12 protein-coding genes are annotated in these 14,017 nt (G+C 45.6%); 4 read left to right on the forward strand and 8 right to left on the reverse strand.

Features of this window, described 5'->3' with window-relative positions; all coding sequences use genetic code 11:
* Positions 1 to 29: 29 nt before the first annotated feature.
* On the reverse strand, positions 30 to 920 hold the full coding sequence (locus DPF91_RS01155; protein ID WP_117232607.1) for a LysR family transcriptional regulator: 891 nt from the start codon (positions 918 to 920) through the stop codon (positions 30 to 32).
* 326 nt (positions 921 to 1,246) lie between these two features.
* On the opposite strand from DPF91_RS01155, the gene DPF91_RS01160 reads away from it, so the two are divergent.
* Both DPF91_RS01160 and DPF91_RS01165 read left to right on the forward strand, forming a co-directional pair.
* Positions 1,247 to 3,160 carry an amidohydrolase gene (locus DPF91_RS01160; protein WP_117232608.1) on the forward strand — a complete coding sequence of 638 codons (1,914 nt, stop codon included), beginning with the start codon at positions 1,247 to 1,249 and terminating at the stop codon, positions 3,158 to 3,160.
* A 214-nt stretch (positions 3,161 to 3,374) separates the two neighbouring features.
* Positions 3,375 to 3,866 carry a hypothetical protein gene (locus DPF91_RS01165; RefSeq protein ID WP_117232609.1) on the forward strand — a complete coding sequence of 164 codons (492 nt, stop codon included), beginning with the start codon at positions 3,375 to 3,377 and terminating at the stop codon, positions 3,864 to 3,866.
* Between the two features lie 177 nt (positions 3,867 to 4,043).
* Here DPF91_RS01165 and phnE read toward each other — a convergent pair whose 3' ends face one another.
* From phnE to DPF91_RS01180, 3 genes are read right to left on the reverse strand one after another with little or no spacing between them, the layout of a single operon-like run.
* A complete protein-coding gene (gene phnE / locus DPF91_RS01170; RefSeq protein WP_117232610.1) occupies positions 4,044 to 4,847 on the reverse strand; it encodes a phosphonate ABC transporter, permease protein PhnE in 804 nt (267 codons plus the stop codon).
* Complete coding sequence (gene phnC, locus DPF91_RS01175) at positions 4,807 to 5,607, reverse strand: phosphonate ABC transporter ATP-binding protein (protein WP_117232611.1); 801 nt, start codon at positions 5,605 to 5,607, stop codon at positions 4,807 to 4,809. The genes phnE and phnC overlap by 41 nt, the downstream gene beginning before the upstream one ends.
* A gap of 8 nt (positions 5,608 to 5,615) precedes the next feature.
* On the reverse strand, positions 5,616 to 6,452 hold the full coding sequence (locus DPF91_RS01180) for a phosphate/phosphite/phosphonate ABC transporter substrate-binding protein (RefSeq protein ID WP_117232612.1): 837 nt from the start codon (positions 6,450 to 6,452) through the stop codon (positions 5,616 to 5,618).
* 753 nt (positions 6,453 to 7,205) lie between these two features.
* Here DPF91_RS01180 and DPF91_RS01185 point away from each other — a divergent pair.
* Together DPF91_RS01185 and DPF91_RS01190 are read left to right on the forward strand one after the other, a co-directional pair.
* A complete protein-coding gene (locus DPF91_RS01185) occupies positions 7,206 to 8,264 on the forward strand; it encodes an efflux RND transporter periplasmic adaptor subunit (RefSeq protein ID WP_164683981.1) in 1,059 nt (352 codons plus the stop codon).
* 10 nt (positions 8,265 to 8,274) lie between these two features.
* Complete coding sequence (locus DPF91_RS01190; RefSeq protein WP_117232614.1) at positions 8,275 to 11,376, forward strand: efflux RND transporter permease subunit; 3,102 nt, start codon at positions 8,275 to 8,277, stop codon at positions 11,374 to 11,376.
* Positions 11,377 to 11,417: 41 nt separating this feature from the next.
* Here DPF91_RS01190 and DPF91_RS01195 read toward each other — a convergent pair whose 3' ends face one another.
* The 4 genes from DPF91_RS01195 to DPF91_RS01210 form a co-directional block, all read right to left on the reverse strand.
* On the reverse strand, positions 11,418 to 11,837 hold the full coding sequence (locus DPF91_RS01195; protein ID WP_117232615.1) for a GNAT family N-acetyltransferase: 420 nt from the start codon (positions 11,835 to 11,837) through the stop codon (positions 11,418 to 11,420).
* Between the two features lie 114 nt (positions 11,838 to 11,951).
* Positions 11,952 to 12,167, reverse strand: coding sequence for a hypothetical protein (locus tag DPF91_RS01200; RefSeq protein WP_117232616.1), 216 nt, complete (start codon positions 12,165 to 12,167; stop codon positions 11,952 to 11,954).
* 62 nt (positions 12,168 to 12,229) lie between these two features.
* Positions 12,230 to 12,958, reverse strand: a complete 729-nt coding sequence (locus DPF91_RS01205) for a glutathione S-transferase family protein (RefSeq protein WP_117233175.1) — start codon at positions 12,956 to 12,958, stop codon at positions 12,230 to 12,232.
* 217 nt (positions 12,959 to 13,175) lie between these two features.
* Positions 13,176 to 14,015 carry a class III extradiol dioxygenase family protein gene (locus tag DPF91_RS01210; RefSeq protein WP_117232617.1) on the reverse strand — a complete coding sequence of 280 codons (840 nt, stop codon included), beginning with the start codon at positions 14,013 to 14,015 and terminating at the stop codon, positions 13,176 to 13,178.
* Positions 14,016 to 14,017 lie beyond the last annotated feature (2 nt).

Genomic DNA, 14,017 nt, shown 5'->3' on the forward strand with positions numbered 1-14,017 from the left:
TTATACTACTTTCTGTATTCTTCCGGGTATCAACTCATATTATCTCTAGCGTATGCTCTGAGTGTCGCATGAAGCCCTAGCAGCTCAGGCGCATGCTTCATTGCGGTGGGGAAATAAAAAGAGAGTCCAACCTTTAGGCTAGCGGATATCTCCGCCGGTCTTAACTCGACTAGCTTTCCAGACTCAACAAAGGTTTCAGCAAGATCTCGACTGACAAATGCCCATCCATCATGCATCAACAAGCTGAGCAATACATCGTTATTGCTCACTACATGTTGCTCTGTTGAAATAGAAAATACATCCGGCAGGCTATGGAGATGGTTCTCACTCACATATTGTTTGGTTAGTTGAAGATCACCAGCGGTTAGATTCTCAATGCTCGTGAGTGGGTGGCTTGGATTACAAAACACCGCTAACTGGTCCGTACCAAGGTGCATAAACTCGTAGGTGCTCTCAGGGTTGCTATCGAGGCGATTTTGCATGATGGCTAGTGAGTTCTTGTTGGTCGACACCTCATTTAATGCTTCTTGACGATTGCGGTGCAACCAATGAACTCGTATGTGAGGGAATTCTTTAGCAAGGTAGTGTTCAATATGTAGGATCAGCGCATTCGGCACCAAGATATCATGATAGATATTAAAATGAGTGTACTCTGTCCTGTAACTATTCATCATACGGACATTGAGTTGCTCGCTGTTTCGTACCAAAAGCTTAGCCTGGCGATACATAGCTTCCCCCTCCTCAGAAGCTACGGCCTTTTTACCTTGTATAACAAAAAGAGTCACTGCGTAGCTATCCTCTAAGGCTTTCACTTGTTCACGTACCGTCGTTCTGTCTTTACCCAGCTTCTTGGCCGCTTGGCTGTAACTGCCCTCTTCGACGGTAGCGCAAAAGGACGCTAGGTGTTCATAGGAAAACATATCAGCTCCGTTAATCGTTTAGGTGATCCCCCCCTGCTGTAGGAATCTTCGCTCTATCGCTTCTTTTTAAGAGAGGAAACTCTGTTCAACCTATCTTCAATATACTCATTTCGTGCACTACCGGCTAGTTAATGATGGATTTAACCCATCATATCTAACTTATTATGATAGAAAAGCACTGATATTTTAAGCCTAATTTCTGGGGCATCTCATGGATAGCGATAAACTCACCGGTGACATTTGGTGTTGTCATCTCAGTGGAAAAGGAGTGTCTCAATAAAGTCATTGCTAAATTCACAGCAGTCCAACCGGGCGAAGGGTCATGTATGAAAAGCACATTTAAACCATCACTATTAGCAGCCACGGTAGCAATCGTTACAGGCTGTAGCCATGCGACGAAAGAGCCTAGCCAAAGTCTATTCAGCACTGAGTTAGAAGCTTCGATCGCTGTCACTGTTTATGTGGCTAAAGATCTGATCACGATGTCCGATGAAATTGAAGACGCCAATGCGGTAGCCGTTCAAGACGGCAAGATCCTAGCGATTGGTGATAAGAGTGAATTGGTCGCTGAGTACGAGAATCTACCGAACTTCACCCTAGAAATGAGCTTTGCAAATAAAGTGATCACCCCTGGATTAATTGAACCTCACGCTCACATCTGGCTATTTGCGCTGGTTTCCAATACCCACTTCATCACTCCGGCGGACTGGGAGCTTCCGTGGGGAAGTGTTAAGGGTGTTCAGGGGCAGGATGCGTATATCGCTCGCCTAAAAGAGTTGGATGCCAGCCTACCTGAGGGCGAACCATTGGTTACTTGGGGCTGGCATAGTCTGTTTCATGGTGAGATGAACCGAGAAATCCTAGACAGTGTCAGTACCGAACGCCCAATCATCGTTTGGCAGCGCTCAGTACATGAGCTCATCTTCAACAGCCATGCGATTGAAAGCTTTAATATCACCAAGGAATCATGGGAGAACGATGAGGTCGCTGGCAATTACACCGATTGGGAACAAGGTCGGGCGTGGGAGAAAGGGCTCTATATCGCCATTCCACACCTGTTCTCGCTAGTGGCAACTCCAGAGAAGTTTGCTGAAGGCATTACTCGTTCACACCAATACTTACAAGCTGGAGGGATCACCACTACGGTTGACCCAGGCATGCTACTGCCAGAAGACTTAGCAACAGCCATGATTGATATCTTGGACAATTCTGAGCCCATGCTAGATTACCTGATGATAGTAGCAGGGAACACCTTCTATGATCACAATGGTAACGATGCTCAAGTGGCATTTGAGTCGGCTGAGCAGGTAATCAACAACCCAAGATTTAACACAGAACACACTCGCTTCTTGCCGAATCAAGTCAAGCTTTATACCGATGGTGCCGCCTTTGGTCAGTTAATGCAGCTCAAAGATGCCTACACCACTGGTCACGAGGGAGAATGGATCCAGTATCCACAAGATCTAGAAGACAATATGCGCCCATTTTGGCACAACGATTACACCATGCACATCCACTCAAATGGTGACTACGGATTAGAGGTTGGTGTCGATATTGTTGAGAAGATGATGGCAGAGAAACATCGTGACGATCACCGAACGACCTTCCATCATCTATTGATCACCGATCCAACCGATATCCAACGCGCAGAAAAAAATGGCATGCTGTTCTCATCCAACCCATTCTATCTTCACGTACTAGGTGAAGCCTATGGTGAAGTGGGCGTAGGTAAGGAGCGTGCAGATGTAATGGCAAGAGGACGCTCATTCATTGATGCGGGTGCAAGGCTATCTTTCCACTCTGATGCTCCAATGGCTCCAGGGCGTCCATTAACGCTCGCATGGAGTGCAGTGAACCGAACAGGTCTGAGTGGTGGCGTGTTAGGTGCTGAAGAGCGTCTTACCATCCAAGAAGCGATGCGTGCTATCACCATTGACGCTGCATTTCAAAACCGCTTAGAGAGTGAAGTCGGCAGTATTGATATTGGAAAACGCGCTAACTTCACCATCATGAATCAACACCCTTATGAGGTGGAGCCAATGGCCATCAAGGACATTGAAATCCACGGCACAGTGTTTAATGGCAACGTCATCGAATCCAGCAACAAGGCACGCGGACTCGTTATGGGGGGGCAGAACCAGTGGACACTGACTAAGCTTTCTTACTACGATGCACGTCATGGTACTGGCGATATCTGTGACACCAGCCACGAGCTGCTAAGGGTGTTGAATCAGCAATAGCACCGCCGGTAAGTAACCATCAAAAGCCCCGTAAACTTTTATACGATTTCAAACCTCAGAATCGTGGAAGTGCTGCGGGGCATTGGCTTATAGGTACTGCTTCACAGTCATGAGTACCACACTACCTGAGATTTACACTCCTTTACGGCTCTTTACGCTTCTTTGAACTTGAGCTGTCACAATATAACTAGAACGATTAACCTCTAGGTATCTAATGATTAAATCTAACCGACTTCGCAACGGTATTTTGACCGCAGTTATCTGTAGCCTAACTGCGCCATTGGCGGTGGCAAAGTCTCATCAATCTCATAAAGCATCTAAGAAGGTCGTGGTTGTAAAACCTATCTACCGCCCTATTTATAAAACGCCTGTCCACCGTTCTTACCATCGCCATAAAGTGCCTAAATATGCTAGCTATATTATTCTAGCCGGTGTCTCCTATGCGATTATTGACAATATGTACTACAAACGTAGTGGCGATACCTATGTGTATGTAGAACAACCACCTGTGACCGCTACGACAGAAGTCATCACAAGTACGACTGTCGAGGTGGCATCACGCCAGGTCGGTACTGTCGTTGACGCACTTCCTTTAGACACAGTACCAGTCTCCATCCAAGGCGCGACGTTTTATGTAAAACAGAGTGAATGGTATGCACCAATCGCAGGGACCAACAAATTTGTTATTGTTGAGGCTCAGCTATAACGGCTTTTGTCCAAAGGTATGCGGGCATGATCACCGCTAGCGGGTTTGTGCCCCATTGCTACTTAGAATAAAAACTCAACCAGCAGCGGGAGAGATTATTCAGTGTGATAAGATCAATAAAAGGCTGCCAGTTCACAATTGGCAGCCTTTTTCATTTGCTAAGTATCTAGGTTTAAATTACATAATCTTGCGACGAATCATGCCAGAAACACGTTCTACACCGATAACCACAATCAGTATGGCCAAGATAACAGTTAGAGCTTGGTCATAACGGAACAAGTTCATTGACGCTGAAAGTTCAACACCAATCCCCCCTGCGCCGACTAGACCTAATACCACGGCACTTCGCACTGCTTTCTCTACCGAGAACAAGCTAGTAGCAACAAACGAAGGTAAACATTCTGGAATGACTGCACCCATAACGACGCTGCTGCGCTTGGCACCGATCGCATTTAGCGCTCGGCTTGGTCCTGGGTCGATTTCTTCGATACGTTCTGCAAAGAAGCGCGCACAGAAACCAATGGTATCCATCACAATCGCTAAGATACCCGCCAGTGGCCCTAGACCTACGGCAATCACGAACACTAACGCCCACACTAGATCAGGAATGGTGCGGAAGGTAGAAACCACGTTCACAGCAATCATTCGCACTATTGGGTGAGGGGTGGTGTTACGCGCGCACAGCAAAGCCATTGGTAAACTGAAGATGACACCGAATACCACACCGACGATAGCCATTTGGAAGGTTTCTAGCATTGCCTTAGCAATGACATCAACACGACTAAAGTTCGGTGGAAAGGCATCACCTAAGAAGATCCCAAGGTTAGACACCCCGTTTGTGAGTCGACCTGTGGTGATATTGGCAGAGGCAAAACCATTCACAAAAAAAGCAATCAGTACCAGAGCTATCACCCAAGTAAAGATTGAGGGTGCCTCAAATCTAGGCGGGAGAGAATTGAGTTTGGCTGATTGACTGTTCATTTGTACTCGTCACTACTTGAGGTTTAATTTGGTATAACTGTTCAATATCTTGATCTGAAATGTCTTTTGCAGCGGAATCGAAAGTCAGTTGACCCGAATTGAGACCAACAAAGCGTTCGCCAAACTCACGCGCAAATTCGATCTGGTGCAAAACACAAATCACAGACATATTGCGTTCTTTGATCACAGACCAAAGCAGTTCCATGACTTCATGACCGGCTTTAGGGTCAAGACTGGCGACCGGCTCATCGGCAAAAACGACTTCCGCATCTTGCATCAGCATTCGCGCAATGGCGACACGCTGTTGTTGGCCACCTGATAAGGTATCGGTACGACGACCTGCTAGGTGAGCAAGCCCCACGCGATCCAGTGCATCCAGTGCACGGTGGCGATCGACTTTTGAAGCCGTTAGGCTATTACAAGACCAGTAGCCTTTTTTACCCATCATGCCAAACAGCACGTTTTGCAACACACTCAGATTGCCAACCATATTGAACTTCTGGAAAACACAGCCAATACGCTGTCTTAGTGCTCGAAGCTCTCTGTTCGGTGCGCTTGTTAAGTCGGTACCATCTAGAATGATTTTGCCAGAGGTAATAGGTTCGATACCGGTTAAGCATTTCATTAGGGTAGACTTACCACACCCGTTATGACCTAAAATGATGACGCCTTCACCGGGCTCAACATTGAAGCTGAGCCCGTTAAGTGCTTGCGTACCATCGCTGTAGGTTTTCTTTAAATCAACGACGTCAAGACGCATGTCACACCTTAAAGTAGAGAGTAAGATTCACGAACGATGTTGTAGACTTCGTCGTTAACCGTAATCATTTCTGCGCCTACGTATTTCTTACGTTTACCTGGTGCTAGGATAGCTTGTAGCAAGCCGTCAGCGTCATCCATGAACTTTTCTTGAATGAAGTCAGCACACTGTTGAGAAATATGAGGGCCAGCGATGAACGGGTCGCCAGGCATTGTCTCGCTCTCTGCTACGATTTTGTATTTGCCTTCGCCTTGTTGCTCTACAAATGGGGCAAAGTCACGGATTCCAGTACCGACAGCGTCAACTTCACCAGAAGCAAGCGCTTGCATGCGAGCACCGTCTAGTAGGCTGATTTGAACATCACGGTCTAGATCAATACCTTCGTTATGCAGCATGTACATTGGCATAATATGACCGGTTGTTGAACCGTGGTCCTTCATTGCAATGTGCTTACCTTTGAGGTCTTCAATTGAGTTGATGTCGCTATCCGTTGGTGCAATAAATACCGAGTAGTATTCTGGGCGAACAACGGCGCTGATTGGCTTGATATCTTCAACATGTTCTGTCATCAGAACATACTCAGACGGGCCAGCAAGAACAATATCCACTTGGTTGAAGCGAAGTGCATTGATAGCTGTTGTGCGGTTACCCACTGGGAAAAACTCGACGTTCACATCAAGGCGCGACTCGACTTCTTCAACGAACTGGTTATAAGTCAGCTGTAGCTCTTCTGTCCCCTCTATACCGGTATCGGCAAAACGTAGTGTGTCTGGACAAGCTGCGATGGCTGATGTTGCAGAGATAGCCGCAGTCAAGGCTGCGAGTTTGATCATTGTGGTTTTCATTACTTTACTTCCTTACTAAGACGAAAAATAAAGTAAACTGGCTTTGTTACAGAAAAAATGAAATCCATTACATTGTGGTTAACTGAACAAAATAGTTGTAACTGGTTATTACTTTGTTCATTGGGGAGTATTTGACCTGCCTTAATAACCTGCAAGTCAAGAACACGGCTTAACGCATACTTGAATAACCAGACTCGGTTTATCCGGAGCTGTAAATTTAGGGCTTTAAATATACGTATTTTTAGCCAATTTTTGGCAGAAGGGAAATCGTCGTAACTATACAACTATAGTTAAAGAGCCAATCTATGCCGGTCTTGATCGGCCGAAAAATAGGTTCTTAGCAGGTTAGCGGGAACTGAAAACAAAAACGCTAATTGGTGGTAAGGTTACATCACCAAACACAACCTCTCACAGATTACCGTTTTCATGCCGAATAATACTGTCAACGTATTTTAGGACGAGACACCCTATCGTCATTGTGGGAAGGCTTTCAGATCGTAAAGTCTCATAAAACTTACTCATTAATATCTATCACTCTAATTCCTGACTCAATTGCACTCTGCCCGCGCGTTAGTGCCTCTAAGTCTATCCACAATACTCAGTAGCGAACGCAACGAACCCAAAAATAAAGGTATAGAAGTGTAAAGATTGTTGCCGTCCCTTCATAAATCTTGGATAAAATAATATTAAATTATAAATAAAAATCTCTAACACAGAGATTTGTCAGGTTAACAACCATGGATGGGAACCCAAATGAAACTCGCTCTAGTTACAGGTCTACTGATCGCTGGCCTTATCACATCTCCTATCAATAAAGTAAATGCGACACAACTACCAGTATCTTCTCGTGCTCTGCCTGTTGAGCTTAGTGCAGTGCAATCTTTGCCGTGGGGAGAAAGCTTGGTCGCATTAGGTACTGTCTTTGCTCGTCATCAGGTTGCTCTCGTCAGTCAAGTGGAAGGTGTGATCACCGGATTACCGATTCACGATACACAAACTGTGAATCAAGGACAGTTGTTGGTACAACTCGACGATCGTCAACCCAAGGCGCTCCTTGCTCAAGCAGATGCACAGCTGAATGAAGATAAGCGTTTACTGAAAGAGATGGTGAGACTTCATGAGCGCAACTCTCTTCCTGAATCAAGCCTGTTAACCCAACAAGCCAAAGTTCAAATTAGCCAGGCGCAACGGGACTCTGCTGCGGTAACACTCACTGACTATCAAATTGCCGCACCCTTTGATGGTGTAACGGGCTTAAACACGCTAACTGAAGGACAATATGTTCAACGAGGTGAATTGTTAATCACATTGACGGATGTTGAAAGGCTCTATGTTGACTTCAATTTACCAAGCCATTATTTGTCACAGTTAAACACCAAGCAAAAACTCGAATTACGCTTTAATGCCCTTCCTGACATGGTATTTAATAGCGAGATTAGCAGTATTGATCCACAAATCGATCAGCAAAGCCGTAATATTAAAGTACGAGCAGAATTGTTTAATCCAGAAGGGCTACTGCGGCCCGGACTTCTCGCCCAAATTAATGTCTCACTCGAGCAAGAGCTCGCGAACATAGTTCCAACCAGTGCGGTCTTTTACCGTGGTGCAAATGCATATTTGTATGTTGTTGATGAAGAAGGGGTTGCTCGTCAGACGGAAGTAAAGCTAGGCAATACCGACGGTGCGCTAACCCAAGTACTCACTGGCGTACTGCCTGGTGCTCATGTGGTGAGTGCGGGTGTCGGCAAGATCAGCCATGGTAGCTTAGTCAAAGATGTAAACCGTGTAGCTCAAATCAAGCCAGAAGCTTAAGGAGATAGTCATGTTTCTCTCTGATCTATCGATTAAACGTCCGGTTGTCGCTTGTGTGGTTAACCTTCTTCTCATCGTATTCGGTGTGTTGGCTTTTAATAACATTCCTTTGCGTGAATACCCTGATGTCGCGGCCCCTATTGTGTCAGTTAGAGCCAACTATGCTGGTGCCTCTGCCGATATCATGGAGTCACGAGTGATTAAGGTGATTGAAGACCAACTCTCGGGTATCGATGGGGTACGCAGCATTGAAGGAAATGCTTCAGAAGGCCGAGCAAATATTAAAGTTGAGTTTGAGGCTAGCCGTGATATTGAAGCCGCTGCGAATGATGTACGAGATTCGGTGGCAAGAGCACAAAGGCAGCTCCCTGCGAGCATGGACCCGCCGACCGTAACCAAAAGTGACTCTGATGGTGACGGAGTTATTAGCTTTGCTGTCTCGTCTGATTCTCTATCGTCTGTTGAGCTATCGGATTATATTGAGAGGCAGTTTGTTCAGCCTCTAAGTCTACTTGATGGAGTCAGTTCAATTGAACTGCGAGGTGACCAAACGTATGCCTTACTGGTTCATCTCGATCCAATCGCCATGGCAAGTCGAAACGTTACTGTCGCTGACATCGAATCCGCACTTCGCAGTGAAAACTTAGAAGCACCAGCTGGTAATCTATATGATCCAGCCCGAAGCTATACGCTGCGATTGGAGCGCAGCTACCTCACAGCTGAGGATTATCAAAGGCTTATCGTCCGCCGCAATCATGATGGTTCGATCCTCTACCTTTCCGATATCGCTAATGTCACCACTGGGGCAAAAAATGATCTGCGTACCTTACGCGTAGATGGCCGCTCGATGGTCATGATGGAATTTCTTAAACAGTCTCAAGCCAATACCTTGGATGTGGTGAATGGTATCAAAGCAGAAATTGAACGTCTGACCCCTTTTCTTCCCGCAGGCATGACAATTCAGCCTCTATCCGACAGCTCGGTGTTTATCGATAGCGCAATTAGCGAGGTTTACACAACGCTAGCAGTAACCTCTGCTCTGGTCATCTTAGTCATTTATACGTTTCTCGGCAGCGCTAGGGCAACCTTAATCCCTGCCGTTAGCGTGCCCATCTCGTTGATAGCGACTTTTGCAGTGCTTGCTCTGTTTGGTTACTCCATCAATTTAATCACTCTACTTGCTTTAGTCCTCGCAGTTGGGCTGTTGGTGGATGATGCGATTGTCGTACTAGAGAATATCGTACGCCGAGTCGATATGGGTGAACCGCCAATGCTTGCGGCTTATCGGGGTACTAAAGAAGTTGGCATGGCGGTGATCTCTACCACAGCGGTGTTGGTCGCTGTCTTTGTGCCAATCACCTTGCTAACCGGTACGGTTGGCCTTTTATTTCGTGAGTACGCCATCACCCTTGCTGGTGCGGTCATTATTTCTAGTATCGTAGCACTGACTATGGGGCCAGTGCTCGGCAGTCGTTTATTGTCAGTAAACGTGAAACCAGGAAAGCTGCACGACTTTACCGAGTCTCTGTTTAAACGTTTGGAGCAAAGCTATCGTGGTTTAATAACCCGACTACTCAAACACAGCTGGGTTGCCGCGTTATTGGTTGTTGTCAGCATGGGTTTCATCGCGGTTGTGTATCAAACACTGCCACAGTCTTTTGTCGCTCGTGAAGACAAAGGGCGCCTAATGGTAATGCTACGCGCAACCGAGGGGACTGGGTTTGATGCCATGCAGCCTTATGTAAGTGAGATTGAAGATAGAATGGCCCCGCTTATGGCACATGAAGGCCCTATCGAAACGATGGCTATTCGTGCTCCAGGCCGACGGGGTGAGCACGAAATCATGCTCATCATCGACTTAGTTGATTGGAGCGAGCGTGAAGAGAGTGTGTTTGAAGTGGGGAACATGATTCGTCGGCAGTTGGCGCCTATGGTCGATCTGCGGATCTCTCCAGTTGTGCCCACCAGTTTTGGCAGTCGTGCCCGCTCTCCTGTGCAATTAGTTATCGGTGGAGGCAGCTACGATCAGGTAAAAGAGTGGACAGAGAAAGTCATTGGCATCGCAAGCGAGAACCCTAATTTGCTTGATTTAGATAGTGATTATAATGAGACTACGCCACGATTACGCACTCAAATCAATCAGGCCTATGCACATGAACTAGGCATTCCTGTCTCTGAGATTGCCAACACATTAGAGACGGTGTTAGCAGGCAAAAACATCACCACCTATATCGAAAATGGCGAAGAGTATGATGTTCATGTTCGTGCACCACGTGATGCGTTTAACAGCATTACTGACTTAGCTATGATTCAAGTGCGTTCACAAAACACAGGGGAGTTAGTGCGCCTAGATAAGCTGGTTGAGGTTATCATCGAAGGGCAACCAAGTTCACTAAGACACTACAACCGCCGCAAAGCTATTACTATTTCAGCTGATTTAGCCGATGGTTACTCTTTGAGTCAAGCTCTGAGCTATTTAGAAGATGTGGTTCAAGAGCATCTGCCAAGCCAGGCAACGGTCGATTATAAAGGTGAGTCTCTCGAGTTTAAGCGTTCAAGTAGCTCTATGGGACTGATTTTTATTCTGGCTCTAATGGTGGTCTATCTTGTGCTTGCCGCTCAATTTGAAAGCTTTATTCATCCTTTCGTGATCATACTTACTGTTCCTTTAGCCCTAACTGGAGCCCTTGGTGGCATGATAATGTTTGACCTTGTTATTGATGTCTATTCGCAGATCGCCATCATCATGTTAATCGGTCTGGCGAGTAAAAACGGTATTTTGATCGTCGAGTTCATCAACCAATTGCGTGATAAAGGCTTAGGTTTCGAACAAGCGATTGTTGATGGTGCGAGTCAGCGATTACGCCCTATTCTGATGACAGCCATCACAACACTTGCGGGATCGATTCCATTAATGTTGGCAAATGGCGCTGGCTGGGAGTCACGCCATGCTATTGGTGTGGTGATCTTCTCCGGGGTATTAGTCGCTACGATGATGACACTCGTCATCATTCCTGGGCTCTACCATCTATTGGCGAAACACACTGGCTCACCTGCAGAGCAAGCTGAGAAGTTAGCGAAGCTTGAGATGGCTTACCCTGAAACAAAGTAGCGGCTATGACACAGTTTTTGAGGTCACCAAGCGATTAAGCGTTAGATCGCTTTCTGTAAAAAGTACTTATCAATGCCTTTAGTAGGGAAGTTAGTATACTTCCCTACCTCGGTAAACCCATGCTTGATATAGAAATCACGAGCTTGGAATGAATAGGTATCTAAGAACATGTCCGTTACTTGTCGAGATTTAGCTTCTACTTCGATTCGCTTGATTAAGGTACTGCCTAGGCCGCTTTTGCGTTGGCTTTCATCAATCCAAAGGTGCTCAACAAACACGCATGTTGCATAGAAATACGCGTTCATTCCGCCCAGTAGCTCACCTGATTCATCCTTCGCCAACAGTGCAACTTGTAGATGCTGTTCTTTACTAGGCAAAAATTGTTGGTTGTAAGCGCGAATCCCACCTTGAATACGATCGTAAATCGCCTTCTCTGGTTGCTCGATGAGTTCTAATTTCATTCTAACCTCATGACAAAAAGCTATTTAAGCTAAGTTTGGAAATGAGAAAGTCTAACAAAAACCGCCAGCTAAAAACTGACGGTTTGCTTCCAAATTCATCAACGAATTATGAAGTTAAGGGATAATTTCACCAATGGAGTAGAGTACCAACTCCTCAGGGTTCGAGCCTTCACCCAGAGATTGAATGTCCTCCCTTTCCTCTTTTAATTCTTGGATGACCTTCAGCGCCACATCTTGGTCAACATCGATGATTGTCTTCATTTCAGAGGCTGATACGCCATAAATAGTCTTGATCAGTAGCTCTTTAACTTTCTCTTTGTCTGTAGCCATAAAATCTTACTCCATGTACTCATTCTTTTTGTAATCAATAAATCTTATAGCTTAATTAAAGGCTAACCGCAGCAAGATTGCGCAGCCTTTCCTTTGTTTGCAGTAGAGCATGAACTTGCTGGCTCACACTTCTCTTGGTTTCCCTGCGCTAGGTCACCTAGGTAAGTATTTTTAAGGTAGAAGCCGCTGAAGCGCTCTACAAAGTCTTCAGGAACCGTCTTTGCAGCAAGACCAGAATCAATGATAGCTTGCTGCCATTTCTGAACTTTAGGGAAGCCATCTAGCATGTCAAAACCCGATTCTTGTTTTATCACTGCCGAGCGGTGAAGCAGCGGTAACCAAGCAATATCAACATTTGAAATGGAATCGCTTTTGAAGAATAGAGTGTCTCCCAACTGCTTTTCTGCTTTTGCAAACGACTTTTGCAAGTTGGCTAAACGTGTTTCAAACGTCTCTTTATCCTTTGAAGACATAGTGCCGCATTGAGGCATGTAATGTTTGCTCGCTTGGTAAGACCATGCACGGTCCAACGCTTTTTGCTCAGGGCTCACGTATTCAATTGGAGCGTATTTGTCATCCAAATACTCGACAATAGCATCTGATTCAAATAGCACGGTTTTATCTTCTGTCACCATTACTGGTACCTGACCATTGGGTGAGATATCCAAGAACCATTGTGGTTTATTGCTTAGCTCAATGTACTCAATTTCAAATGGGATTTCTTTAGTCACTAGAGCCCCCATTACACGTTGTACAAATGGGCAGTTTTTAAAGCTAATCAATTTAATCATTTTCGACTCCGTTGGTGTTTCAAACCTTGGCGACTGCTTCGCAACAAGGTCAATATTCTTCATTTACACCTATAAGACGATGGACTGATTCAATGGACGATATTTATTTTCAATATTTTCGAATTAAATTTATTTGTTCATTTTTTCAATAAGTTAAAAACAGAAACCCCACAACAATTGTCGTGGGGTTCCGTATTAACCTTATTAATTTATCGTTCTAACGATTTTCGATAAGCATAGTTCCAGCTCCGGTGTTGGAGATTGGTGCGTGGTAGCTGCTCTTGAGAACGTTGAGCTCACCTGTCAGTGCACCGCGCATACCAAGCCACATAATGAACTCAGCACCTTGTGCACCGCCCTGCTCGACCAGGTCATAGATAGAAAGCTTGGTTAATGTCTCAGGGTCAGAGATGAGTTTCTCCATGCAGTACAGGTCGAACTCTTTATTAATAAACCCTGCTCGCTCACCATCCAATTGGTGAGACAAACCACCGGTACCTAAAATCACAACGTTCAGGTCTTTATCGTAACTTTCAATGGCATCGCCAATGGCTTTGCCTAGGTCGAAGCAACGCTTTGGTGATGGCATAGGATGCTGCTCTACGTTGATACACACCGGGATCACCTTCATATGACCGTAGCTAAAGTTTGGCCACATAAGCTGCATCGGAACCGTTAAGCCGTGGTCAACCTTCATCTCCTGACAGATGGTGATATCAAATTCATTTTCCACTAACTGGTTACAGATGTGCCACGATAGTTCTGGATCACCTTGTATCTTAGGAATTGTGGGAATACCCCACCCTTCATCAGCATTCTTGTACGAGGGAGCGGCACCAATCGCAAAGGTGGGTTTCTTGTCGAGGAAGAACTCTAAGCCATGGTCGTTATAGAACACAACGGCGACATCTGGCTTTACTTCATCCAACCAATGATGAATGGGAGGGTAAGCATCAAACAGTGGCTTCCAATAGTCTGTTTGCTGAAGGTTATTCTCAATCGCTTTTCCGATTGAAGGAATGTGTGAAGTGGTGATCCCGCCAACAATCTTTGCCATAA

The sequence above is a fragment of the Vibrio maerlii genome, from assembly GCF_003415655.1.
GTDB classification, from domain to species: Bacteria; Pseudomonadota; Gammaproteobacteria; order Enterobacterales; family Vibrionaceae; genus Vibrio; species Vibrio maerlii.